The organism is Prevotellamassilia timonensis (genome assembly GCF_021531665.1).
In the GTDB taxonomy this organism is placed as follows: Bacteria; Bacteroidota; Bacteroidia; order Bacteroidales; family Bacteroidaceae; genus Alloprevotella.
In genome coordinates this window covers 1-24,800 of sequence record NZ_JADYUH010000041.1, presented here as the reverse complement: position 1 = coordinate 24,800, position 24,800 = coordinate 1, and the positions used below count along the sequence as shown (strand labels likewise).

The following is a 24,800-nucleotide window of genomic DNA, read 5'->3' as shown; positions in this document are numbered from 1 at the left end:
TAGTTTTTTGTTTTCCCCTTTTATTTACGTATAGTGTAGAGTTGATGCGCAGTTACAACAAACCCTACACAGCGGCGGTTTCGTTACGCAGCAGTGTAGAGTTGATGCACTTCCTAAGACTCCCTTCACTTATCGTCGGGGCTGATTTTGTCCACGTGTTTCAGCTGCCACGTGTTGTAGAGGTTGTGCCACACGCTGTAGAACCCCGGGGCAAGGGCACTGATGGGATTCAACAGAAACGTGGATGCCCAAATGGCAAAGACCGTGTTTTTCTGCCCCATGCTCTGACTGCACGTGATGGGACGGCGGCGACGCGCTCCGACCCAACGCCCCAGCGCAAATTGTGCGGCACAAGCCAACAGCGAGACCAACCCCACTGCACACAAGACTCCAATGCCGACACGTTCGTTGAGAACGTTGCTGACAGTGACGGCTACCGACAAGGAGAGGGTGAGACACCAAAGACGGAAAGGAAGACCCGGCACCGAAATCAGACGACTACACAGCCGCGGACTGCGGAGTTGCAGGAGCCATGCCGTCAAAAGCGGCAAAAGCAACAGAGGAAATACCTTGCCGAGCACGGAAAAGAAAGAGGGGAAAAACTCTGCATGACCCGAGGGGTGAAGCACGGGCACGAAAAGAGGGAGCAACAGCGAGGTGAGGAGATTGGCGAGCAGTGTGTAGGAAGCCACGAACTCCGCACTGCCGCCCAGCCGCGAGGTCACTACGGCGGTGGCGGTGCCGGTCGGACAGATGAAAAGAATGGCGGCACTCTGCCACAACAAGTTCAAGAAGGGGTCGGAAAAGAACGAACAGGCAGACAACGCCACACAAAGGAGGAACCCGCCGCCTTGAACTGCAAGTAACTCAAAATGAAGCCTGCCAGGACGTAGTTCACCGAAGGAAATTTTGCAGAAAGTCAGCAACAACATCAGGAAAATGAGGACGGGCTGAACAAGAGAGACGGTCGTGCGAACGACACGGCAGAAGGTCTCGGAAAGCGGGAGTGCATGTCCGATGAAAGCTGTCGCCACACCGAAGACAATGGCAAAAAGCAAGGCATTGGATTTGAAAAACGCTCCCCAAGAGAACGTGCTTTGGAGTTTAGAAGTCATGAGCACAGTTTTGTGAAGTCTTGAAGCAATTTGGAGGAATCTGCGGGAAAGGGTCGAGCAAACAAGAATTTTCTGAAGGACCCCGCAGAATAATCTCACACCATATTATATAATCTCACACTCTTATATATATCAAGAAATAGAAGAATAGTCAGCGGTTTCACTCTCCAGTTCTCTGAGGTGTCGCCATGTGGGAGCAAAGGCAGGAAGCGTGTGGTCCGGGTCAGCAGCCACGACACTTGCAGCGGCACGTCGTGCTTGTTCGAGAAGTACGCCGTCACTGGCGAGCGATGCCGCCTTCAGTCGGAACGGCAGTCCGCTTTGGGCTGTGCCCTCCATGTCACCCGGTCCTCGCAGGCGCAGGTCCTCTTCTGCCACGACGAAGCCATCAGTGGTTGAGGTGATGACCTGAATGCGGCGTTCGGAGTCACCGGAAAGACGGTCGGGAGTGACCAAAAGACAGAAGGATGCCGCGGCACCGCGCCCCACCCTTCCGCGCAGCTGATGAAGTTGAGCAAGCCCGAAGCGCTCAGCGTGGCGAATGACCATCACACTGGCGTTCGGCACGTTCACGCCGACTTCAATGACCGTGGTTGAAACAAGGATGTGAATCTCTCCTCGGGTGAACGCCTGCATGGTGACGTCTTTCTGCTCCGGTGTCATTCTTCCATGAACCAACCCCACGCGGTGGGAGGAGAAGATGTCACACAGTTCTTCAAAGCCGCGGCAGGCGTCAGCGAGATCCAACTTGCTGCTTTCTTCCACCAAAGGATAGACCACATAGACCTGCCTTCCTTCAGCCAGTTGGCGACGTATGCCGTCATAGACGCGACCAATGTGCGACTCCCCGAAATGAAGGGTCTTCACAGGCGTACGACCGGGCGGCAGACTGTCAATGACGCTGACGTCAAGGTCACCATAGACGGTCATGGCAAGGGTTCTGGGAATCGGAGTGGCAGTCATGACGAGCACGTGGGGAGGAAGGTCGCTTTTCTTCCAAAGTTGAGAACGCTGTTTGACTCCAAAACGGTGTTGCTCGTCAATGATGGCAAGCCCCAGTCTTTGAAAGCGCACCTCATCCTCAATCAAAGCGTGGGTGCCGACAAGGATGGAAACGCTGCCGTCAGCCAAGCCGGCGAGAATCTCCCGACGACGCACGCCTTTGACATGACCCGTCAAAAGTTCCACCCGAACAGGGAGCGCGGCACAAAGTTCGGAGAGACCACGATGGTGTTGCGAAGCGAGAATCTCGGTGGGCGCCATGATGCACGCTTGAAAACCGTTGTCCAACGCCAAAAGCGCACAGAGCAATGCCACGATGGTTTTCCCGCTGCCCACGTCGCCCTGCAACAGACGGTTCATCTGACGTCCGCTGCCCAAATCCGCCCGTATTTCCTTCATGACTCGCTTCTGAGCTTCGGTCAGCGAGAAGGGAAGACAGGAGGAATAGAACTGATGGAACAAGGGACCAACCCGCGCAAAGACATGCCCGGCAACCGCGGTGCGATTGCGCTGCATCATGAGCAGAATGTGGAGTTGGAGGAAGAAAAGTTCCTCAAACTTCATGCGGTGCATCGCGGCACTGAGGTTGGCAGGAGAATCCGGAAAATGAACCGTGCGAAGCGCACGGCAAAAGGGCATCAGCCCGTAGTCCGACATGACGGTCGGCGGCAGGGTCTCGGGAAGCTCGGAATCCTCAACCAGCGAAAGAGCGTGGCGAATGAAACCGCCCAAAGCACGGGAGGTGAGTCCGAAACGCTTCATGCGCTCCGTCGTGTGATACTGCGGGTCAAGGCTGCCCGCCGAAAGTTCCTTTGAATTGGCGGGCTCAAGTTCGGGATGGGCAATGGAGAAGCGTCCGTTGAAGAGAGAGGGACGACCAAAAACGAACCATTCGGCATTTCCAGCCTTTTCCAGTCTCTTCTGCATCGTCTTGACGGAACGAAACCAAATGAGAGAAAGGAAGCCGGTGCCATCGGAGAAAGTGGCGGTGAGACGGGAGTGCATGCCTTCCCCTTCGAGACGCACATCCACGATGCGACCACGCAGTTGCAAATGTGACGCGCCCTCAGACAAATCACACACAGACCAAACACGCGTTCGGTCTGTGTGTTTATAGGGGTAGTGGGCAAGGAGGTCACCCACCGAGGAAATCTTCAGGTCTTCGCTCAGCGTGCGTGCTTTGACGGGACCGATTCCCTTTAAATACTTAATGTGAGTCGAAAGCAGGAGAGACATGGGAAGAACATTCAGAGTTGAGATTCCACAGTTCTAAGAAGAACATGAACCGAGAAGAGCCGGCGGAGCACCCGCCATCGTCTTCTTTTCAGAATCTCAGCACGGGGGCACTCACCTCAACGGGCGGGTTGAAGAGCATGCCGCGACGGACGCTCTGCACAACCTCTTCCGGACAAAGGCGGGAGGCAATGGCAAAGGCAAACTCGGGAGTGGCGGCGGGACCGGAGGCGGTGATGATGTTGCCGTCTTCGACCACATAGGCATCATTGTGATAGATGGCATCGCCAAGGTGCTCTTCCATGCCGGGATAGATGGTGGCATGACGACCGGACAAGATGCCCGCAGCGGCAAGTGCCATGGGAGCGGCACAGATGGCGGCAATGACTTCACCCAAGAAGGCGTGCTGTTGCAACGCAACGCGAAGCACGACGCAGTTTTTAAGGGTGAGGGCGCCGGGCATTCCGCCGGGCAGCACCATCGCACGGCATTGAACAACGTGGTTTTTGCGGAAGAGACTGTCCGCCTTGGTGAAGATGCCGTGGGCACCGGTCACGATGCGGCGACCCGTCACACTGAGCGTCACGACTTTGAGTCCGCAACGGCGAAGGATGTCAATTGTCTGGAAAGTTTCGGTTTCTTCAAAACCGTCAGCAAGAAATAGATATACCATATGTCGTTTCTTTTTGTATTGTTTCAGATGTAAGGAGGAACTCAGTAATATGAAAATAATAAGTTGCGTCAGATTTGAATGACATTTTCGAGGTCAGATTTTCACCCGAAGAAGGAGCATAGCCGTAGCTATGTGACTGATGAGGGAGGAAATATGGAACGAAAAGATTTTCAAAGATGATGCAGGTTATTTTTTGAGGATTACTCAAAAGCCTTCCCAATTTTTCTCTTTCACTCTGCAGCAAACTACGAGCGGAGGAGAGCAAGATACCGGGACACGGTTTCACGCAAGCCAAGATAGAGCGCGTCGCAAATCAAGGCGTGACCGATGCTGACTTCATCAGTCCAAGGAATCTGCTCGTGATAGAATCCGAGATTTTCAAGGCTGAGGTCGTGACCGGCATTCAACCCGAGGCCGAGGTCGCGACAATGACGCGCAGTCTGAAGGAAAGGCTCAATGGCACGAGCCGGGTCAGCAGGATAGAGGGCTGCGTAGGGACCGGTGTAGAGTTCAACGCGGTCAGCACCCACTTCGCGTGCGCCATCGGCAAAGCGTTCCTCGGCAGAAATGAAGATGCTGGTGCGAATGCCGCATTCCTTGAAGCGTGCCACTACATCCGTGAGGAACGCTCTGTGAGTCAGCGTGTCCCAGCCGTGGTTGGAGGTGAGTTGATCGGGAGCGTCTGGCACCAAGGTGACCTGTGCGGGGTGCACGGAGCAGACCAGGTCGATGAACTCCGGCGAGGGATAGCCCTCGATGTTGAACTCCGTGGTGAGCATGGCGGAGAGATTGTGCACGTCCTCCCGACGGATGTGACGCTCATCGGGACGCGGGTGGACGGTGATGCCCTCAGCACCGAAAGACTCGATGTCGCGAGCAGCCTTCAAAACGTCGGGACAATTCCCACCTCGTGCATTACGCAGCGTGGCAATTTTATTGATATTGACACTTAGGTTCGTGTGCATAGTCGTTTTTATTGATTTTTTCTTGCGCTTTCAACGGGCTTCCACTAACTTCGCAGCGTAAAACGAAAGGACAGCAGTGCCCGTTTTCCTCCGAAACTCCGTCTCGGCATGGGCAAAATTACGCTTTTTTAGAGAATCATATCCCACAAAAAAGGTTAAATCTATCTCTTCCCTCCCCTTCTGAGGCATTAAGAAGGTCTTGAAACATGTAAACTGAGGTTCGGTGTGGGCAAAACTGACAAAAACACCACCGAGCACACCATCACAAAAAACTGAATGAAGAAGAACAAAGACTCAATGGAGAAAACCAGCCACTCAATGGAGAAAACCAACATAAAACCTTGCTGGGTGATCTACGGAAACGTCTATCAGACGAAGAAAAGCAAATATGTGGCAAGGATTCTGGAAACACTCCGCACCCTGCAGGTGAACGTGCTCATCGAAAAGAAATTTGCGAACTTCCTCGCCCACAACCTGCACATTGACATCGCGGACTATTCACTCTTCTGTCCCGAAGAAAAAAACGCCACGCCCGATGCTGCCATCTCCATCGGAGGAGACGGAACGTTCCTCACCACCGCCTCGCAACTGGGACTGACGGGAGTACCCATCCTCGGCATCAACACGGGAAGACTTGGTTTCCTTGCCGATGTCTCTCCCCACGAAATCGAACCCTCCCTCCAAGCCTTGGCGGAGGGACGCTACGTCGTGGAAGACAGATGTGCCATCCACGTCTTCGTCAACGAAGAACCGTTTCACACTCGTCCCCTCGCACTGAACGAAGTGGCAGTTCTCAAACACGACAATTCCTCGCTCATCGAAATTGTCACGACTGTGGACGACGCCCTGCTGACCACCTACTCCGCAGACGGACTCATCGTCAGCACACCCACAGGTTCAACGGGCTATTCCCTCAGTGTGGGCGGTCCGGTGCTCATGCCCACCACTCCGACATTTTGTCTCGCACCTGTCGCCCCCCACAGTCTGCACGTCAGACCGGTGGTGGTCAGAGACGATGTCACGATTCGAATGCGCGTCAAAAGCCGCAGCGGAAACTTCCTTCTGGCTGCTGACGGCGTCAGCAAGAGTCTGCCGCAAACGGCAGAGGTCTGTGTGAAAAAAGCTCCCCGCCCCATCCGGGTCATCAAAATCCAACACACCGACTTCTTTGACACGCTGAGAGAAAAACTCATGTGGGGAGCCGACGGAAGACACCAAAATGAAATTTAAGTTTAGACCATCCATTCTGCTCTCCCCAACCGTGCGATTCCTGTTCCGACAACTCAAAGGGAATCGCCTGCAAGCTGTCCTGAACGCCACTTCGGGACTGCTGCTCGTGGGTTTGGACCTGGCGTTCGTTTGGGCGACAAAACGTGCGGTGGACATCGCCACCCTGCCCTCGCCGACCCACAATGCCGCCACCGACCTGCATCCCGCACTGGCACTGATTGCCTTCCTCATGGTGCTGAGAATTGCCGTCTCCCTGGGAAGCCGATGGATTCGAGCCATCCTGGGCGTCAAAGCGCAGAACCACATGAGACGAGAACTCTTTGAGAGACTGCTCTGCTGTCAATGGGTCTCGCTCAAACGCCACCACACCGCAGCACTGACCAACCGACTGGAAAGAGACGTGGCAGACGTGGTGAGTTTCACGACTGAAACCGTGCCCGCAGTCTTCACCACAGTTGCTCAGTTCATCGGAGCGTTCTGCCTGCTCTTTTTCATGGACCACACGCTCGCCATCATCATCATCCTTCTGATTCCCTTCTTCGCACTCTCTGCCAAGGCGTATGCACGCCCCATGAGACGACTGAGCCACAGAGCCCGCACCCACGACAGCGCCGTTTGGGCGGTCATCCAAGAAACGCTCTCCCGCATCCTCGTGGTCAAATCCATTGCACACACCGCACCTTTCCTCGGTCCTCTGAAAGAACAGCAACAAGCGTGGCATCAGTGCATCTTGAAAAGAACAAAATATTCGACCTGGTCCTCGGGGCTGATGAATTTCGGCTTTGCCATGGGTTATTTTCTGACCTTTGCCTGGGGAGCCTGCCGCCTGGCTGACGGAAGCATCACCTACGGCGCGATGCTGGCTTTCGTGCAACTCGTCGGACAAATCCAAAGCCCCGTGCGCTCTCTCTCACAATTCGTCCCGGCATTCATCACAGCCTTCACCGCCGCCGACCGACTGACGGAACTAGAAAGAATACCTCTCGACGACACCGCACCACACCACGCGCCGCAACCTGCCGCCGAAGAGAAAGCACCGGGCATACGATTCGAAAAAGTGACGTTCTCCTACACCAAAGTGTCCCGCAAAATCTTCGAAGGATTCACCTACGACCTCCCACCGCAAAGCGTGACAGCCGTCATGGGAGAGACCGGAACGGGGAAAACGACACTCGTGCGCCTCATGCTCGGACTCATCACGCCGACAGAAGGGAAGGTGGAGTTCTATGGAACGGACACGAACTCCGTCCCAGCCTATGTCCCACAAGGGAACAGTCTTTTCTCGGGCACAGTGAAAAGCAACCTCCTCATGGCTTGCCCGCAAGCCACTGACGAAGAACTGAAAAAAGCACTATGGTGTGCCGCCGCCGACACCTTTGTCATGAAACGCCCGCTGGGACTGAACACCGCCTGCGGAGAAGCAGGAGACGGTTTCTCGGAAGGACAGGCACAACGAATTGCCATTGCACGCTGTCTGCTCATGCCCTCGTCCGTCAAAATCTTCGATGAAGCCACTTCCTCGCTCGACCCGGAAACGGAATCCATTGTGCTGGAACGTATTGCCCAAACCTACCGACACCACACGCTCGTTTTCATCACCCACCGCCCGGAGGTACTGAAATATGCCACACAGGTGCTCCGGCTCTGAAAGGTTTGGCAAATGAGGAAAAGGGGAAGAGGCAATCTGAAAAAGCGGCAGATTTCGCCACGCGCTTTTTCCAAAAAGAACAACAAAACCACAAGTTTGCGGTTTCTCGGCACCGCGGTGGGAGGCTTTCACGTTTTATTTTGTAAATTTGCATCTGTTTTCCTTGAAAAACAACTCTAGTTTTCCTCAAAACAAATCAAAATCTCAACCTCAGAAGATGGCTTGTTTGCTACACATAGAAACATCGGCGGAAACCTGCTCCGTGGCTCTGTCCCACGACGGGCAATGTGTCTTTGAGCGCGTTTCACCCCAACAAATGAATCACGCCGCAAGCGTTTCGGGCTACATTCAGGAAGCTCTCGCAGAAGCAAAGGCTCTCGGAGAAAAAGTGCAAGCTGTCGCCGTCAGCGCAGGTCCCGGCAGCTACACCGGACTGAGAATCGGGTTTTCAACGGCAAAAGGACTGTGCTACGGCATGGGCGTTCCGCTCATCGCCATCCCTACCCTCGAAATCCTCGCCGCCGAGCTACGCAAAACAACTGAAGGACTGGCAAACACGGACGCTCTGCTCTGCCCCATGACTGACGCCAGAAGGATGGAGGTCTATACGGCTCTCTTCAACCCTCAATTGGAAGAGGTGCAAGCCACGCAGGCTGTCTGTCTGGACCGAGAAGGGACAACGTTCTTGCCCGCCGACAAGACCATTCTGATTGGCGGAAGCGGCGCGGAGAAATGCCGCGAGATTTTCTCAGACAGCCGTTTTGTGTTTGCAGAAGTGAAGACGATCTGCGCCTCCATGATGGTGGAAGTGGCCGAAGCGCGCTTTGCGAAAAGCAGATTTGACGACTTGGCATACAGCGAACCGTTCTACCTGAAAGCCTATCAGCCTTCGCTCTCCAAGAAGAGCGTACTGCCCGCCCACACCTGAGACGGCGGAGACGTTCTCAAGACGAAACACCATTATTATATATAGGTACACATCAATTTATACAGTACACTCATTTTTATATATAGGACATGACCGAACACGCTCAATATAATTCTCAAGAAAAGCCGCTTCTCTTTCGCGCTTACGGTCGCCTCGTGGAAGAAATGGTGAAGAAAATCACCGAGGCAGAAAGTCCGGAGAAGAAAAAACTGCTCGCACAAACCACCATCGCGCTGATGAAAACGCGCCTGGAGGAGAAAAGAAAGACAGCGAGCTTGGAAAAGAAACTCTGGGACCACCTTGCCTTCATGACCGGCTACGATGATGAAATCGGAAGCCCCTTTGAGGTGGTCAAACACGAGACTCTGCAACCCAAACCGCTTGCCATCCCCTACTCTTCTTCCTCCATGAGATTCAGACACTACGGGCGCTTGATGCAAAAGTCCATTGACAAAATGATGTCCCTGCCCACAGAAGAAGCACGCATGGCGATGTGTCGCACGCTCGCCTTCAGAATGCAAAAGTGTCTGAACGAAAGACAAGCCGGACACGCTGACATTGAAACCGTCGCCCACGAAATCGCCATCTACACCGAAGGGCTTTTCACACCCTCGGCTGAAGAACTGAGAATCTACACGGGAAGAAAATACACGAGCAGACAACGGAGATAAAACGCTTTAGAGAAAAACCAATCCTTTCCGAGAGAACATGCTCCTCTTCCGACAAGCCCCACCACGGTCAGTCTTTTCCTCACCCATCAACCTCTGAAACACATGAGTTCCTTCATCATCGAAGGCGGACACCGCCTCAAAGGAGAAATCACTCCGCAAGGAGCCAAGAACGAAGCTCTGCAAATCATCTGCGCCACCCTGCTGACCGCAGAGGAGGTGAGAGTGACAAACATTCCCGACATCTTGGACGTCAACAACCTCATTGATTTGCTCAGAAAAATGGGAGTGACGGTGACGCACCATGGCGAAGGAGACTATTCCTTCCGTGCGGAGACCTTCAACCAGGACTATCTGGCAAGCAAAGAGTATCTTGACGACTGCTCCCGCCTCAGAGGCTCCGTACTCCTGCTCGGTCCCATGACGGCAAGAAGGGGTGAGGCGCGACTCTCCAAACCGGGCGGCGATAAAATCGGACGCAGACGGCTTGACACACACTTCTACGGGCTCCAGAAATTGGGCACGAGATTCTACTATGAAGAAGAGACCGGCGTCTATCACCTCTCGGGAAAAGAACTCCGAGGAACCTATATGCTGCTCGACGAGGCGTCAGTGACAGGAACGGCAAACCTCATCATGGCTGCCGTGCTGGCGAAAGGAAAAACCACCATCTACAATGCTGCCTGTGAGCCCTACGTCCAACAACTCTGTCAGATGCTCGTCAGAATGGGCGCGGACATCAAAGGAATCGGTTCCAACCTGCTGACCATCGAGGGTGTTGAAACCCTTCACGGCACGACCCACCGCATCCTTCCGGACATGATTGAGATTGGCTCGTTCATCGGAATGGGCGCCATGGTCGGCGATGGACTCACCATCAAAGGAGCAGGCGTCAAACACCTCGGACTGATTCCCGAAGCCTTCCGACGTCTCGGCATCCAAATCTATATCAAAGACGATGACATCTTGATTCCACGACAGGAACACTACTGCTTTGAGAGTTTCATTGACGGTTCCTTCCTGAACATCGCCGATGCGCCGTGGCCGGGACTGACGCCGGATTTGATTAGCATCCTGCTCGTCGTGGCAACTCAGGGAAAAGGGGCTGTGCTGTTCCACCAAAAAATGTTTGAAAGCCGACTCTTCTTCGTGGACAAACTGATTGACATGGGCGCACAAATCATTCTCTGCGACCCGCACCGCGCCGTCGTGGTCGGTCATGACAATGCCACCAAACTTCGCGGAAGAAGAATGTCCTCACCCGACATCCGAGCCGGCATCGCCCTGCTCATCGCTGCCCTGGGCGCGGAAGGAACCAGCCGAATTGACAACGTCGAACAAATCGACCGCGGCTACGAACACATTGAAGAAAGACTCTGCCGCCTCGGCGCAGTCATCAAAAGAGTATGATTCAAGAAGATAACCTCATTCACATCGGACGCATCACCAAAGCGCGCGGACTCAAAGGCGAAGTTGAAATCGACTTCACCAACGACTGCTTTGAGCGCGAGGGCACGGACAAAGAGTTTTTCTTCTTGGAACTTGACGGCATCTACGTCCCCTTTTTCTGGGAGGAATATCGTTACAAAAATGACCACACGCTACTGATGAAATTTTCCGACGTGGACTCACCCCAAGACGCAGAAAGACTCGTCGGCGCGCGTGTCGCCTATCCCCTTGACGAAGAAGACGAAACGTGGCTGGAAGAAGCGGAACTGAGCAGTTATCGTGCGCTCACGGGTTTCCAACTTTTTCAGCACGAAACAAAACTTATCGGCACCGTGGAGCAGGTTGATGAAAGTTCCTCCAACATCCTGCTCTACGTCCGCAACGAAAAAGGAGAGGAAATCATCGTCCCCTATCACGATGACCTCTTGGAAAGTTTTGACCTGAGAAAACAAAGGCTCTCGCTCAACCTTCCTGAGGAACTGCTCACCTTGAACGCTTAAGCAATGACCCACCTTATTTATAAGGTATAGATATATATAATAAGGCATCTCTCGCAAAACGAGACGAAGCCTTTGAAGAAGAAAAATCATGAGAAAAATAGCCATTCTCGGCTCCACCGGTTCCATCGGCACACAGGCGCTGGACGTCATCCGCCATCATCGCGACCTCTTTGAGGCTCGCGTGCTGACAGCCGGCAGCAACGTGGAACTGCTTGCCAGGCAGGCACGCGAGTTCCTTCCCGATGCAGTGGTGATTGCCGATGAAGGAAAACATGAAGCACTGAAAGAAATGCTGGCAGACCTTCCGATTAAGGTCTATGCCGGCAGCGATGCCATCGCACAGGTGGTTTGCCTCGACAGCATAGACATGGTACTGACTGCCATGGTGGGGTTTGCCGGACTTCGCCCGACCGTGGCGGCAATCCAGGCACACAAGACGATTGCCCTTGCCAACAAAGAAACGTTGGTGGTTGCCGGAAGCCTCATCCAGGAACTCTGCCATCTTCACAAAGTTGCCATTCTTCCCGTGGACAGCGAACACTCCGCCATCTTCCAGTGTCTGAACGGACAGGACGTGAACCGAGTGAAAAGAATCCTCCTCACCGCCTCGGGAGGTCCCTTCCGCAACTTCTCCAAAGAACAGTTGGCAAACGTGACGGCTGCCGAAGCACTGAAACATCCGAAGTGGACGATGGGAGCAAAAATCACGATTGACTCGGCAACCATGATGAACAAAGGCTTCGAAATGATTGAAGCACGTCATCTCTACAACGTCGCACCGAAAGACATTCAAATCGTGATTCATCCCGAGAGCATCGTGCACTCCGCGGTGGAATTTGCCGATGGTGCTGTCATCGCACAACTCGGAGTGCCCGACATGAGACTCCCGATTCAATATGCGCTCGGTTTTCCTCACCGCCTTCCGCTCCCACAGGCAGAAACGCTGGATTTGTTCCAAATTGGGGCACTCCACTTTGAAGCCCCCGACCCGGAACGCTTCCCCTGCATCCGCTTTGCCTACGATTCCATTGAGCGCGGCGGCAACATCCCCTGCGTGCTCAACGCCGCAGCCGAGGTGACCAACGAGGCATTCCGAAAAGGGTTGTGCACCTATCCGCAAATGCACACCGCCATCGAGCAAGTCTTGCAACAGGCAGACTTCATTGCCAACCCACAACTCGATGACCTCTTCCAAACCGATGATTGGGCAAGAAGACGCACCACGGAGGTGCTTCAAACCAACGCCACGCCCCAATCCTAACTTCATACCTGAAATCCAAGTCCCCAACAGAAATCATGGAAATCTTTCTCATAAGAGCCCTGCAACTCATCCTTTGTTTCTCCATCCTCATCATCCTTCACGAAGGAGGACACTTCCTCTTCGCCAAACTCTTCAAAGTGCGCGTGGAAAAGTTCTGCCTCTTCTTTGACCCCTGGTTCACGCCGCTGAAATTCAAACCCAAATGGAGCGACACAACCTATTGTCTCGGTTGGTTGCCCCTCGGAGGATATGTCAAAATCTCCGGCATGATTGACGAATCCATGGACAAAGAGCAAATGAAACAACCCGTCAAACCGTGGGAGTTCAGAGCCAAGCCAGCCTGGCAGAGGCTGTTAATCATGGTGGGCGGCGTCCTCGTGAACTTTGTCTTGGCTTTCGTCATCTACAGTTCAGTGCTCTTCACCTGGGGAGAAAAATATGTTCCCATTGAAAACATGACCCACGGTTTTCAATTCAACGAACAGGCTCACTCCTTTGGTTTGCAGGACGGTGACATCCTTTTGGGCACGAACGAAACGACCTTCCGCGATTTCAACAGCAACGTCTTGCGCGACATCAGCAATGCCACGACTCTGCGCGTCCGCCGCAACGGCAAAGAGGTGGCAATCAGCCTGCCCGGCAACCTGAGCCTGCTGGAAATGATAAAACAGGACCCTCCCTTTGCCGCTCCGCTCATTCCTGCTGTGGTGGACAGCGTGATTCCCAACGGGGCTGCTGCCAAGGCTGGCGTGACGAAAGGTTGCGTGGTGCTGGCATATAATGACTGCGCCATCCGCTCCGTGAACGACTACAATCTGAACCGGGGACGCATGAACGACATCCTTTCTGCCGGAAAACACGCCGACAGTCTGCGCCTCCGCAATGCCACACTCGTGGTGCAACGCCCCGCGGGCAAAACCGACACGCTGAAACTCCAACTCTCCGAGGACTATCTTATGGGATTGGCATGGGTGAACCCCATCACGGATGAATACAAAACCGTCACCCGTGAGTTCACCATTCTGGAAAGCATTCCGGCAGGTTTCTCCTACGGCTGGAGCGTGCTCACCGGATATGTGGAAGATTTGAAATATATCTTCACTTCTGAAGGTGCAAAGAGCGTGGGTTCTTTCGGTGCCATCGGCAGCATGTTCCCCACGTCTTGGGACTGGCAAAGATTCTGGAATCTCACAGCCTTCATCTCTCTCATTCTGGCATTCATGAACATTCTCCCGATTCCGGCTCTGGACGGCGGTCACGTCTTCTTCCTGCTCGTGGAAGTAATCACACGACGCAAACCGAGCGATGCCTTCATGGAGAAAGCGCAGATGATTGGAATGACCCTGCTGCTCCTGCTCATGGCTTTTGCCATCTTCAACGACTTCCGAAACTTCTTGTGGTGAGAATGCTGAAGTCAGACTCACCTGAAAACAACAGGAAACTTCCCGCCGGGAATCACTCTCAAAACGGGAAGTTCACTGAACGCTCTTCATCATGACTATATCCATCATTACCAGTACATACAACAGCGCAACCACACTGAAAGACACGATTGAAAGCGTTTTGTCACAGACTTGGACCGACATTGACTACATCATCGTGGACGGTGGTTCAACCGACGAAACGCTCCAAATCATCAAGCAGAACGAAAGTCGGTTCCACGGAAAGATGCGCTGGGTCAGCGAGCCTGACGAGGGAATCTATGATGCCATGAACAAAGGCATTGCCATGGCATGCGGCGATGTGATTGGCATTCTCAACAGCGATGACGTGCTCTTTGACAATCGCGTCATTGAGAGAGTGGCAAAGGCTTTTGAAAACCCCGAAACGGACTGTGTCTTCGGCGACCTGCTCTACGTCAGCCGCACGGACCTCAACAAAATCGTGAGAATCTGGAAGGGAAGCCCCTATGAAAAAGGGTGCTTCAGCAAAGGCTGGCACCCCGCCCACCCGACTTTCTATGTGAGAAAGGAACACTTTGAGCGTCTCGGCGGCTACGACACAAGTCTTGACATCTCAGCAGACTTTGAATTCATGCTGCGATATTTGGAAGTACACCAACTTCGCAGTGCCTATCTGCCATACTTCATGGTCAAAATGCGAACGGGCGGAGTCAGCAACGGCTCTGTGAAGGGAATCCTGACGGGCAACCAAAACATCGTGAAGGCTTTTCGCAAACACGGCATCCCCGTCTCCCGCTTCTACATGCCCATCCGCATCACCAGAAAAGCCTGCGATGTCATCGTTTCAAAATTCAAATTGCTCCGACAAAAAAAATAAATCTCAACACGACAAGGATTCTTCCTCATCCCTTCAATTTTTCTTTCGGAAGAATCTTTAAGAGTTCATCTCTGAGGCGGGCTGCTGCAATGAAGTCAAATTCTGCGGCAGCCTGCTTCATCATTCTTGTCAGACGCTCACATTTTTCCTCCACGGTCTCTCCGGGTCTTTCATAGAGAACTGCATCTTCGGCAGCCTGTGTTTGCGGCTGTGCCGACGCTGCACTTTCGGAATATTTGAACGGCGTGTTTTTGCGGCGCGCATTCTTCCGCTCCACCTCTTCCGCCTTGCCTCCCAGGGACAGAGCACCGGCACCCGTTGGCTTGACAATCTGTTTCGGTTCAATGTGATGCTCAGTGTTGAACGCCTGCTGAATCTGACGGTGCCGCATGGTCTCGTCAATGGCTTGCTGCATGGACTCCGTGATTTTGTGGGCATACATAATCACTCTTCCCCGAACATTTCTTGCAGCACGTCCGATGGTCTGTGTCAGCGACCTCGCCGAGCGGAGAAATCCTTCCTTGTCGGCATCGAGAATGGCGACAAGAGCCACCTCGGGCAAATCGAGACCTTCACGCAGCAAGTTCACACCGACCAACACGTCGCAAACGCCGCTCCGCAAATCGTCCATGATTTGCACACGGGAGAGCGTATCGACTTCGCTGTGAATGTAGGTGGCTTTGACACCGTTTTTCAACAAATAATCTGTCAGTTCCTCCGCCATGCGTTTGGTGAGCGTCGTCACCAAAACACGGCTGTTGAGGTTTATCTCGCGGCGGATTTCTTCCATGAGGTCGTCCACGGGATATTCCGTGTCGCGCACCTCAATCAGCGGGTCGAGCAGACCTGTCGGTCGAATGATTTGTTCCACGACCACGCCTTCGCTCTCCGCCAGTTCATACTCTGCAGGAGTGGCACTGACATAAATCACCTGTGGCGTCATCTCCTGGAACTCCTCAAACGTCAGCGGACGATTGTCAAGCGCGGCGGGCAGACGGAAGCCATAGTTCACCAGCGCCTCCTTCCTGGAACGGTCACCGCCATACATCGCTCGAATCTGAGGCACGGTGACGTGGCTTTCATCGACCACCAGCAAAAAATCATCCGGGAAAAAGTCCAACAGACAATAGGGACGCTCGCCGGGCTGCCGACCGTCAAAATAGCGGGAGTAGTTTTCAATACCGCTGCAGTGCCCCAACTGGCGAATCATTTCCAAGTCATATTCCACTCTTTCCTGCAACCGCTTCGCTTCCAACGTTTTGCCTTGAGAATTGAAATGCTCAACTTGCGCCATAAGGTCATCCTGAATGAGACGAATGGCTTGCTGTTGCGTGTCTTGGGAAGTGATGAAAAGATTGGCGGGATAGACCTTATAAACGTCATAGTTCATGATTCGGCATCCCGTGTCAGGGTCGATGGTCTCCACGGCATCAATTTCGTCGTCCCAGAAAACGACACGCACGACTTCTTCGGCATAGGCAAGAAAAATGTCCACCGTGTCGCCCTTGACGCGGAACGTACCGGGGCGCGGACTGAGGTCGTTGCGGACATAGAGCGCGCCGACGAGTTTGTTCAAGAGCGTGCTCTGTCCGAGGTTCTTGCCGACGCGAAGTTCAATGACGTTTTCGTAGAAGGCGGCAGGGTTTCCCATACCGTAAATACAAGAAACGGACGACACGACAATCACGTCCTTTCTTCCCGAGAGCAGCGAGGAGGTGGCAGCAAGGCGGAGTCGGTCGATGTCTTCGTTGATGGCAAGGTCTTTTTCGATGTAGGTGTCGGTCGAAGCGATGTAAGCCTCCGGCTGATAGTAGTCATAGTAGGAGACATAATACTCCACCGCATTCTCCGGGAAGAAACTTTTGAACTCTTGGTAAAGTTGTGCCGCAAGCGTTTTGTTGTGGCTCAGCACGAGCGTGGGTTTCCCCACTTTTTCGATAACCCCCGCCAGCGTAAACGTCTTTCCGGAGCCGGTGACGCCGAGCAGAACCTGTGCGGGCAACCCACTCTTCACGCCCTCTGCAAGGTCGTGAATCGCTTTAGGTTGATCGCCGGAAGGAGAAAACTGGGAAAATAGTTGGAAAGACTTCATGGAGAATTTACGGAAAATGAATCGCCACCACGCCAATGAGCGTTTGGAACCGACAAAATTAGCACAAGTCGGAAGCAGGACAAAGCAGAACGCCAAATTATTCACTTTTTCTTGCTGTAAGCACTTTCTTTTGAACGTTCCTTATCCCGTAATTTATAGAATACCCCTTAAAAGAGACAACCAACGAGACAATGAATGCACATTCACGGAGAGGAAAACAAGGGCTGATTCATCTCTATAGTTCGTGTCTAAGTAATATGAAAATAATAAGTTGCGTCAGATTTGAATGACATTTTCGAGGACAGATTTTCACCCGAAGAAGGAGCATAGCCGTAACTATGTGACTGATGAGGGAGGAAATATGGACCGAAAAGAGTTTCAAAGAGGATGCAGGTTATTTTTTGAGGATTACTCAACAGGGCTTCCGCCTTTTTCTTGCCTCCCACTGCGCCGAAGTCGTTATTTCTCACTAATTTTGCAAAGTTTTTTAAGGAAACACGAGGAGAACATGCCTCACGTGCCCTTGACAGCATACCATATAACCCGCCTACTGACTGGCGACACACTACAACCCAACGTAAAACAAAATCTCACACATATATGGCAAAAGAACTGAAAGACCTGACCAAGCGGGCAACAGACTATTCCCGCTGGTACAATGAACTGGTGGTGAAAGCAGACCTCGCCGAAAGCGCGGACGTCAGAGGCTGCATGGTGATTAAACCCTACGGCTACGCCATCTGGGAACGTATGCAACAGGACCTCGACGCACGATTCAAAAAAACGGGCGTGCAGAACGCCTACTTCCCCATGCTCATCCCGAAGAGTTTCCTCTCCAAAGAGGCTGACCACGTCGAGGGATTTGCCAAGGAATGCGCCGTCGTCACCCACTATCGTCTCAAGGCTGACCACGAAAACGGAGGCGTGGTCGTGGACCCCGAAGCGAAACTCGAAGAGGAACTCATCATCCGCCCGACTTCGGAAACCACGATTTGGAACACCTACCGAAAATGGATTCACTCCTGGCGCGACCTGCCTCTCTGCTGCAACCAGTGGTGCAACGTGATGCGCTGGGAAATGCGCACCCGCCTCTTCCTCCGCACCGCCGAATTCCTCTGGCAGGAGGGACACACCGCCCACGCCACTCGCGAAGAAGCGGAAGAGAGAGCACGCCAGATGCTGGACGTCTATGCGGACTTTGCACGCGAGGTGATGGCAATGCCCGTCATCCGAGGCGTCAAAAGTGAAACGGAACGTTTCGCCGGAGCCCTCGACACCTACACCATCGAGGCGATGATGCAGGACGGAAAAGCGCTCCAAAGCGGAACCAGCCACTTCCTCGGTCAGAACTTCGGAAAGGCGTTCAACGTGCAGTTCATCAACAAAGAAAACGAACCGGAATTTGCCTGGGCAACCTCCTGGGGCGTCAGCACACGTCTCATGGGCGCACTCATCATGACCCACTCCGATGACAACGGACTCGTCCTCCCGCCCCACCTCGCACCGATTCAGGTGGTCATCATCCCCATCTCAAAAGGAGACAAAGACGGAGGAGCACTTGACGAACGCCTCCAAGCACTCACCGCAGAACTGGAAGCCAAGGGCATACGCGTGAAATATGACAACGCAGACAACAAACGTCCCGGCTTCAAATTTGCAGACTATGAACTGAAGGGCGTACCCGTACGTCTCGTCATGGGAGCACGCGACCTCGAAAACGGAACGGTGGAACTCATGCGCCGCGACACACTCGAGAAAACCACCCTGCCACTCGAAGGAATTGCAGACCACGTGGCTGCGCTGCTCGAAGAAATTCAAACCGCACTCTACACCAAAGCGGAGAACCGCCTCAAAGAACGAATCTACACCTGCAATGACTATGAGGAATTTAAGTCCAAGGTGAAGGACGGCGGCTTCTTCCTCTGCCCCTGGGACGGAACACCCGAGACCGAGGCGCGCATCAAGGAGGAAACACAAGCCACCATCCGCTGCGTCCCCTTCGGCTACAGCCAGGAGGACCTCGGCTGCGACATGGTCAGCGGAAAACCCGCCACCTGCCGCGTCATCATGGCAAGAAGTTATTAAGGGGAATCCTATAAATTAGGTTGAGTTGATTTTTGATTACTCACAAATAAGGGGTGTTCTAAAAATTAGGTTGAGTTGATTTTTGACTTCTTAGAGATGAACTTTTGTCAGTTAAGGAAGGAGCATAGCGGGCTATGTGACTGACGAAACTTACAATAGAGCACACTAAGAAATGAATCACTCAGAAAGACTGTTGCTCATAGACTGTTGGCTATAGACTGTTGACTATAGACTGTTGACTATAGACTGTTGACTATAGACCATAGACTCCGCAACCAAAACGTAAACAGTTTCTTTTGAACGTTCCTTATTCCATAATTTATAGAACAACCCACAAATCTTTGCAAGAAACAGACACACAGTGATTACCGTAAACAATCTTTCTGTGGAATTCAACGCACGTCCGCTCTTCGCGGACGTGTCGTTCGTGATAAACCCCAAGGACCGAGTGGCACTCGTGGGGAAAAACGGTGCGGGGAAATCTACCCTGCTGAAAATCCTCTGCGGCAAGCAGAGTCCCACCACGGGGTCTGTCAGCGCCGGCAAGGACGACACGATTGGCTATCTCCCTCAGGTCATGCAACTCCAGGACGGACGCACCGTCATGGAAGAGACCATGACCGCCTTCAGTGCCGTCGAAAGCCTGAGAGAGGAAGTGGAGAAACTGCGACGCGAACTGACGCAGCGACAGGACCACGACAGCGAGGACTACATGAAACTCGTCGAACGCTTCACCCACGAAAACGAACGTCTGCAACTCCTTGGTTCTGAAGGCGGAAGAGCCGAAGCAGAACGAACGCTTGCAGGCTTGGGATTCAAACCGGAGGAGTTTGACCGACCCACCGCCGAACTCTCGGGAGGATGGAGAATGCGAATCGAACTCGCAAAGATTCTCCTCCAACGACCGGACATCCTGCTCCTCGACGAACCGACCAACCACCTTGACATCGAGAGCATCCGATGGCTCGAGAACTTCCTCGTCAAATCACCGAGCGCCGTCCTCCTCGTCAGCCACGACCGCGCCTTCATCAACAAGGTGACAAACCGAACGATGGAAATCTCATGCGGAAGAATCACGGACTACAAGGTGGGCTATGACGACTACGTCCGCCTCCGACATGAACGCCGTGAACAACAACTCCGCGCCTACGAAAACCAACAGCGAGAAATCGCCGAGATGAAGGACTTCATCGAACGCTTCCGCTACAAACCGACCAAGGCGGTGCAGGTGCAGAACCGAATCAAACAACTCGCGAAAATTGTGCCCATCGAAGTGGATGAGGTGGACAACTCCGCGCTACACCTGAAATTCCCGCCCTGCTCTCGCTCCGGCGACTACCCCGTCATCTGTGAGGAACTCACGAAGTTCTACGGCGACCACTGTGTGCTCCGCAACGTGAATCTGACCATCAAACGCGGCGAGAAAGTGGCTTTCGTCGGACGAAACGGAGAGGGAAAATCAACCTGGGTGAAGTGTCTCATGGGGGAAACGGATTTCAAAGGCACACTCAAACTCGGACACGGCGTGGAGATTGGCTACTACGCTCAGAATCAGGCACAACTTCTGGACGGCGAACTCACCGTCTTCGACACGATTGACCGCGTCGCCACGGGAGACATACGCACCAAAATCCGAGACATCCTCGGGGCGTTCATGTTTGGCGGCGAAGCGTCGGACAAGAAGGTGAAAGTACTCTCTGGTGGTGAGCGTTCCCGCCTCGCCATGATTCGCCTCTTGCTGGAACCCGTGAACTTCCTGATTCTCGACGAACCGACGAACCACCTTGACATGCGAACCAAGGACGTCTTGAAGGAGGCACTCACCGCCTTCGACGGCACGGTGATTGTCGTCAGCCACGACCGAGATTTCCTCAAAGGACTGGTGTCCAGAGTCTATGAGTTTGGCGGAGGAAACATCCGCGAGCACATCGGCGGCATCGAGGACTTCCTCCAGGACAAGGAACGCGAGGAGAACGCCACCCGCAACGAAACACTCACCGCACCGAAACCGACGGAGGAGAAAAACGCGGAAGTCTCCGAGGGAAAACGCTCCTATGAAGAACGAAAGGAATTTGCCCGACTGAAACGAAAAGCGGAGAAAGAGGTGGCACAACTCGAAGAGAAGGTCACAGCCCTCGAAACGGAGAAAGCGGAAATCGAAGAAAAACTCGCCACACCCGAAGGAGCCGCAAACACAGCCCTCTACACGCGCTACACTGCCCTGCAACAGGAAATCCGCGAAACGGAGGAACGTTGGGAACAAGCCCTGACCGACCTCGAGGAAAACTTCCCCGACTGAGGTTTCCCCTCCACTTTCCCCTCCACTTTTTCTCCCCACACGTTCTTGAACACGTTTTTGAACACGTTTTTGAACACGAATCACACAAATGAAACGAATGATTCTTGAAACTTACGAATGATTCCTGAAATTAATGAGAAAATTAATGAAACAATTTTTGAACATTAATGGAGAGAAAAAATGCGAAAAGATTTTCAAAGATAATGCAGGTTATTTTTTGAGGATTACTAAAACAAAATAAACAATCAGCAATGAAACTAACCCAAATGCTTTCAATCATGGCTCTCTGTGCCTCCACCGCGAGCGCACAAACCAACCTTGGCACAGGCATTGACCGTGCCAACATGAACCTCAAAGCCAATCCCGGCACAGACTTCTTTGAGTATGCCGCCGGAGGATGGAACAACTCACACCCTCTGACGCCGGAGCATTCCCGCTACGCACAGTTCGACCTCCTCACCGAACAAACACAGAAGAACCTGCGAGGAATGATTGAGCAACTCGCCGAAAAAAACGCTCCCCAAGGCACCATCGAACAGAAAATCGGTTCGCTCTACCGTCTCGCCACCGACAGCCTGCGACGCAACCAAGAGGACTACGCACCCATCAAACCCTTCCTCGCAGAAATTGATGCCATCAAGAGCCGACAGGGAGTGCAGTTCGAGGTCGCAAAACTCCTCACCATGGGCATCGGAACTTTCTTCGCCCTCGGATGCGAAGCAGACCTCAAAGACTCCGAATGGAACCTCATGCAACTCTATCAGGACGGACTTTCCATGGGCGAACGCGACTACTACTTCAAAGACGACGAAGCCACCCAAAAAGTGCGCGAAGCCTTCAAAACCTACGTCGCACAACTCTTCTCCCTCACCGGATGCAACGCTGAAGACGCTGCCCGAAACGCACAAACCGTGATGGCGCTCGAGACAAAACTCGCCGAGGATTTCTACGATGCCGTCAAACTCCGTGACGTGGAAGGGAACTACCACAAAATGACCTATCGCGCACTGCTCGAGGACTTTCCGGGAATTGACTGGGGCACCGTCATGCTGCTCAACGGCATACCCTCCTTTGAAAACATCTGCGTCGGACAGCCCGAAGCCATCCGAAAAGCCGAAAAAATCCTGGCGGAAGAATCGATTGATGACTTAAAGGTTTATCTCACTTATAAGGTACTCGACAACGCTGCCTCTTCCCTCTCCGACCGCTTCCGCGAAGCCACCTTCAACTTCTATCAGCACGCCATGAGCGGCGCCGAACAGGACAAACCGCGATGGAAACGAGGCATCGACGTCGTCAACCACACCCTTGGCATGGCGATTGGAAAAGTCTATGTGGAAAAATACTTCCCCGAAACTTCCAAACAGCGCATGACGGAACTCGTCCGCAACCTCCAACACGCACTCAGCGAAAGAATCGACGCACAGAAATGGATGAGCCCGGAAACCAAACAGAAAGCACACGAAAAACTCAACGCCTTCCGCGTCAAAATCGGCTATCCCGACACCTGGATGGACTATTCAAAACTGGACATCGACGACAAACTCAGTTTCTATGAAAACCTCCTCCGAGCACGCCGCTTCATGAGTGACTACTACGTTGAAAAGCGGGTGAACAAACGCGTCGATCGAGACGAATGGCTGATGACACCGCAGACCGTCAATGCCTACTACAATCCCACCACCAACGAGATTTGTTTCCCCGCCGGCATCCTGCAACCTCCTTTCTTCCAGGCGGATGCAGACGACGCCTGCAACTATGGCGCCATCGGGGTGGTCATCGGCCACGAAATGACCCACGGCTTCGACGACCAAGGCTCGCAGTTCGACAAAGACGGCAACCTGAGCAACTGGTGGACCGAAGCAGACGCCAAGAGTTTCAAAGAGAGAACGGAGGTCATGGAACACTTCTTCAACAATCTTGAAGTACTCCCCGGACTGAACTGCAACGGAAAACTGACGCTGGGCGAGAACATCGCAGACCACGGCGGACTCCAAATCTCCTTCACCGCACTTCAAAACGCCATGAAGGAACACCCCCTCCCCACACTTGACGGATTCACGCCCGAGCAACGCTTCTTCCTCAGTTACGGGCTCATCTGGGGAAACAACATCCGCGAGGAAGCACTCCGCCAGCGCGTCATGACAGACCCTCACTCTCCCGGCAAACTCCGCGTGAACGGTGCCCTGCCCCACATTGACGCATGGTACGAAGCATTCCACATCACCAAAAAAAGCCCCCTCTTCATTCCCAAAAAAGAACGCGTGGACGTGTGGTAAAACTGCTGAGAAAACTGAGAAATTAGTTTTGCTCAGATCAATATATTTGAGACAAATTTTGCTCAGATCAATATTGCTGAGACATAGTTGAGAAAGGTATAGAAGCGTTTGGCTCTTCTATACCTTTTTGTTTTTCCCATTCAAGACACATCCGCTCCATCCGCGCGTTACGAACGTTTCGCGCGTTTCGCTTAATGCCTATGTTTCGCGCGTCACGGACGATTCGCGCGCTTCGCGCGTTTCGCTTGATGCCTATGTTTCGCGCGTCACGAACGACACGAACGTTTCGCGCGTTTCGCTTGATGCCTATGTTTCGCGCGTCACGAACGACACGAACGATTCGCGCGTTTCGCTTGATACCTATGTTTCGCGCGTCACGAACGACACGGACGTTTCGCGCGTTTCGCTTGATACCTATGTTTCGCGCGTCACGAACGACACGGACGTTTCGCGCGTCACGCTTGATGCTTGTGTTTCGTTCGTCACGAACGACACGAACGTTTCGCACGTCACGGACGTTTCTTTTAATTCGCATGATTCGCATGATTGGCATGATCCGCACCATCCGCGCAATTCGTGTTCAACACACCATACATTACATACGCCAAACTATGCACAAAAACTATACAAACCCTACACAAAACCCTACATTCCTCTGATTATCAACGCGTTTCTCTGTGTATAGTTTGCACGCAAACTATACACAAACTATACACAAAACCCTACATTGAGAGTCAAAGAGACTAAGAGTCAAAGAGTTGGGGAGTCAATGGTCAATAGTCAACGGTCAATAGTCAATGGTCAAAGAGAAAAAGAGACAAAGAGACAAAGAGACAAAGAGACAAAGAGACAAAGAGTTAGGGAGTCAACGGTCAATGGTCAATGGTCAAAGAGACGAAGAGAGGAAAGGAGGAAAGGACGAAAGATGAAAGGACCGCCTTTTTGAAACATTAATGTTCATGAATTTGATTCATTAAAAAGTCATTAATTTGTTTTGGGACACGGAACGCGCGAAATGTGCAGAAATTGAACGAATGAATGAAAGACAAAAACCGGAAAAACCCCTTGCGCTTGATGCAAACGGCTCTGACGA

18 protein-coding genes are annotated in these 24,800 nt (G+C 52.9%); 13 read left to right on the top strand and 5 right to left on the bottom strand.

All coding sequences use genetic code 11. The annotated features are described in order from the left end of the window. Positions 1–125 precede the first annotated feature (125 nt). The 4 genes from I6E40_RS07605 to I6E40_RS07590 form a co-directional block, all read right to left on the bottom strand. On the bottom strand, positions 126–1,115 hold the full coding sequence (locus I6E40_RS07605; RefSeq protein ID WP_235386439.1) for a transporter: 990 nt from the start codon (positions 1,113–1,115) through the stop codon (positions 126–128). 132 nt (positions 1,116–1,247) lie between these two features. After that, a complete protein-coding gene (recG, locus tag I6E40_RS07600; RefSeq protein WP_235386438.1) occupies positions 1,248–3,353 on the bottom strand; it encodes an ATP-dependent DNA helicase RecG in 2,106 nt (701 codons plus the stop codon). 88 nt (positions 3,354–3,441) lie between these two features. Next, positions 3,442–4,023, bottom strand: coding sequence for a DJ-1 family glyoxalase III (locus I6E40_RS07595; protein WP_235386437.1), 582 nt, complete (start codon positions 4,021–4,023; stop codon positions 3,442–3,444). Positions 4,024–4,268: 245 nt separating this feature from the next. Beyond that, a complete protein-coding gene (locus I6E40_RS07590) occupies positions 4,269–4,988 on the bottom strand; it encodes a pyridoxine 5'-phosphate synthase (protein WP_235386436.1) in 720 nt (239 codons plus the stop codon). A 276-nt stretch (positions 4,989–5,264) separates the two neighbouring features. Here I6E40_RS07590 and I6E40_RS07585 point away from each other — a divergent pair, with 276 nt between their 5' ends. The 9 genes from I6E40_RS07585 (at position 5,265) to I6E40_RS07545 (ending at position 14,952) form a co-directional block, all read left to right on the top strand. Further along, positions 5,265–6,218: an NAD kinase gene (locus tag I6E40_RS07585; protein WP_235386435.1), complete on the top strand. Its 954-nt coding sequence runs from the start codon at positions 5,265–5,267 to the stop codon at positions 6,216–6,218. Next, positions 6,208–7,866 (top strand): ABC transporter ATP-binding protein, encoded by a 1,659-nt coding sequence (locus tag I6E40_RS07580; protein WP_235386434.1) that lies wholly within the window; start codon positions 6,208–6,210, stop codon positions 7,864–7,866. The genes I6E40_RS07585 and I6E40_RS07580 overlap by 11 nt, the downstream gene beginning before the upstream one ends. Positions 7,867–8,083: 217 nt before the next feature. Next, the gene (gene tsaB / locus I6E40_RS07575; RefSeq protein ID WP_235386433.1) at positions 8,084–8,794 is read left to right on the top strand and encodes a tRNA (adenosine(37)-N6)-threonylcarbamoyltransferase complex dimerization subunit type 1 TsaB; all 711 of its coding nucleotides are present in this window, start codon (positions 8,084–8,086) and stop codon (positions 8,792–8,794) included. Between the two features lie 89 nt (positions 8,795–8,883). Continuing rightward, a complete protein-coding gene (locus I6E40_RS07570) occupies positions 8,884–9,465 on the top strand; it encodes a DUF4290 domain-containing protein (RefSeq protein ID WP_235386432.1) in 582 nt (193 codons plus the stop codon). Between the two features lie 102 nt (positions 9,466–9,567). Further along, positions 9,568–10,872, top strand: coding sequence for a UDP-N-acetylglucosamine 1-carboxyvinyltransferase (gene murA, locus I6E40_RS07565; RefSeq protein ID WP_235386431.1), 1,305 nt, complete (start codon positions 9,568–9,570; stop codon positions 10,870–10,872). After that, complete coding sequence (gene rimM / locus I6E40_RS07560; protein WP_235386430.1) at positions 10,869–11,411, top strand: ribosome maturation factor RimM; 543 nt, start codon at positions 10,869–10,871, stop codon at positions 11,409–11,411. Before murA ends, rimM begins: the two co-directional genes overlap by 4 nt. An 88-nt stretch (positions 11,412–11,499) precedes the next feature. Then, a complete protein-coding gene (locus tag I6E40_RS07555) occupies positions 11,500–12,672 on the top strand; it encodes a 1-deoxy-D-xylulose-5-phosphate reductoisomerase (protein WP_235386429.1) in 1,173 nt (390 codons plus the stop codon). A 35-nt stretch (positions 12,673–12,707) separates the two neighbouring features. Next, positions 12,708–14,075: an RIP metalloprotease RseP gene (rseP, locus tag I6E40_RS07550; protein WP_235386428.1), complete on the top strand. Its 1,368-nt coding sequence runs from the start codon at positions 12,708–12,710 to the stop codon at positions 14,073–14,075. Between the two features lie 91 nt (positions 14,076–14,166). Next, positions 14,167–14,952 (top strand): glycosyltransferase family 2 protein, encoded by a 786-nt coding sequence (locus tag I6E40_RS07545; protein WP_235386427.1) that lies wholly within the window; start codon positions 14,167–14,169, stop codon positions 14,950–14,952. A gap of 25 nt (positions 14,953–14,977) precedes the next feature. Here the strand turns inward: I6E40_RS07545 and uvrB are convergent, their stop codons facing one another. Then, positions 14,978–17,044: an excinuclease ABC subunit UvrB gene (gene uvrB / locus I6E40_RS07540; protein ID WP_235386426.1), complete on the bottom strand. Its 2,067-nt coding sequence runs from the start codon at positions 17,042–17,044 to the stop codon at positions 14,978–14,980. 600 nt (positions 17,045–17,644) lie between these two features. Here uvrB and proS point away from each other — a divergent pair. From proS to I6E40_RS07520, 4 genes are all read left to right on the top strand, one after another. Then, complete coding sequence (gene proS / locus I6E40_RS07535) at positions 17,645–19,129, top strand: proline--tRNA ligase (protein WP_235386425.1); 1,485 nt, start codon at positions 17,645–17,647, stop codon at positions 19,127–19,129. Positions 19,130–19,490: 361 nt separating this feature from the next. Continuing rightward, positions 19,491–21,428, top strand: a complete 1,938-nt coding sequence (locus tag I6E40_RS07530; RefSeq protein ID WP_235386424.1) for an ABC-F family ATP-binding cassette domain-containing protein — start codon at positions 19,491–19,493, stop codon at positions 21,426–21,428. A gap of 251 nt (positions 21,429–21,679) precedes the next feature. Next, a complete protein-coding gene (locus tag I6E40_RS07525) occupies positions 21,680–23,707 on the top strand; it encodes a M13 family metallopeptidase (protein WP_235386423.1) in 2,028 nt (675 codons plus the stop codon). Positions 23,708–23,834: 127 nt separating this feature from the next. Further along, positions 23,835–24,392 carry a hypothetical protein gene (locus I6E40_RS07520; protein ID WP_235386422.1) on the top strand — a complete coding sequence of 186 codons (558 nt, stop codon included), beginning with the start codon at positions 23,835–23,837 and terminating at the stop codon, positions 24,390–24,392. The last annotated feature ends 408 nt before the right edge of the window (positions 24,393–24,800 follow it).

Bases quoted from the DNA above. Each gene is read 5' to 3' on its own strand.
- I6E40_RS07605 (WP_235386439.1), bottom strand. From the start codon at position 1,115: ATGACTTCTAAACTCCAAAGCACGTTCTCTTGGGGAGCGTTTTTCAAA.
- recG (WP_235386438.1), bottom strand. From the start codon at position 3,353: ATGTCTCTCCTGCTTTCGACTCACATTAAGTATTTAAAGGGAATCGGT.
- I6E40_RS07595 (WP_235386437.1), bottom strand. From the start codon at position 4,023: ATGGTATATCTATTTCTTGCTGACGGTTTTGAAGAAACCGAAACTTTC.
- I6E40_RS07590 (WP_235386436.1), bottom strand. From the start codon at position 4,988: ATGCACACGAACCTAAGTGTCAATATCAATAAAATTGCCACGCTGCGT.
- I6E40_RS07585 (WP_235386435.1), top strand. From the start codon at position 5,265: ATGAAGAAGAACAAAGACTCAATGGAGAAAACCAGCCACTCAATGGAG.
- I6E40_RS07580 (WP_235386434.1), top strand. From the start codon at position 6,208: ATGAAATTTAAGTTTAGACCATCCATTCTGCTCTCCCCAACCGTGCGA.
- tsaB (WP_235386433.1), top strand. From the start codon at position 8,084: ATGGCTTGTTTGCTACACATAGAAACATCGGCGGAAACCTGCTCCGTG.
- I6E40_RS07570 (WP_235386432.1), top strand. From the start codon at position 8,884: ATGACCGAACACGCTCAATATAATTCTCAAGAAAAGCCGCTTCTCTTT.
- murA (WP_235386431.1), top strand. From the start codon at position 9,568: ATGAGTTCCTTCATCATCGAAGGCGGACACCGCCTCAAAGGAGAAATC.
- rimM (WP_235386430.1), top strand. From the start codon at position 10,869: ATGATTCAAGAAGATAACCTCATTCACATCGGACGCATCACCAAAGCG.
- I6E40_RS07555 (WP_235386429.1), top strand. From the start codon at position 11,500: ATGAGAAAAATAGCCATTCTCGGCTCCACCGGTTCCATCGGCACACAG.
- rseP (WP_235386428.1), top strand. From the start codon at position 12,708: ATGGAAATCTTTCTCATAAGAGCCCTGCAACTCATCCTTTGTTTCTCC.
- I6E40_RS07545 (WP_235386427.1), top strand. From the start codon at position 14,167: ATGACTATATCCATCATTACCAGTACATACAACAGCGCAACCACACTG.
- uvrB (WP_235386426.1), bottom strand. From the start codon at position 17,044: ATGAAGTCTTTCCAACTATTTTCCCAGTTTTCTCCTTCCGGCGATCAA.
- proS (WP_235386425.1), top strand. From the start codon at position 17,645: ATGGCAAAAGAACTGAAAGACCTGACCAAGCGGGCAACAGACTATTCC.
- I6E40_RS07525 (WP_235386423.1), top strand. From the start codon at position 21,680: ATGAAACTAACCCAAATGCTTTCAATCATGGCTCTCTGTGCCTCCACC.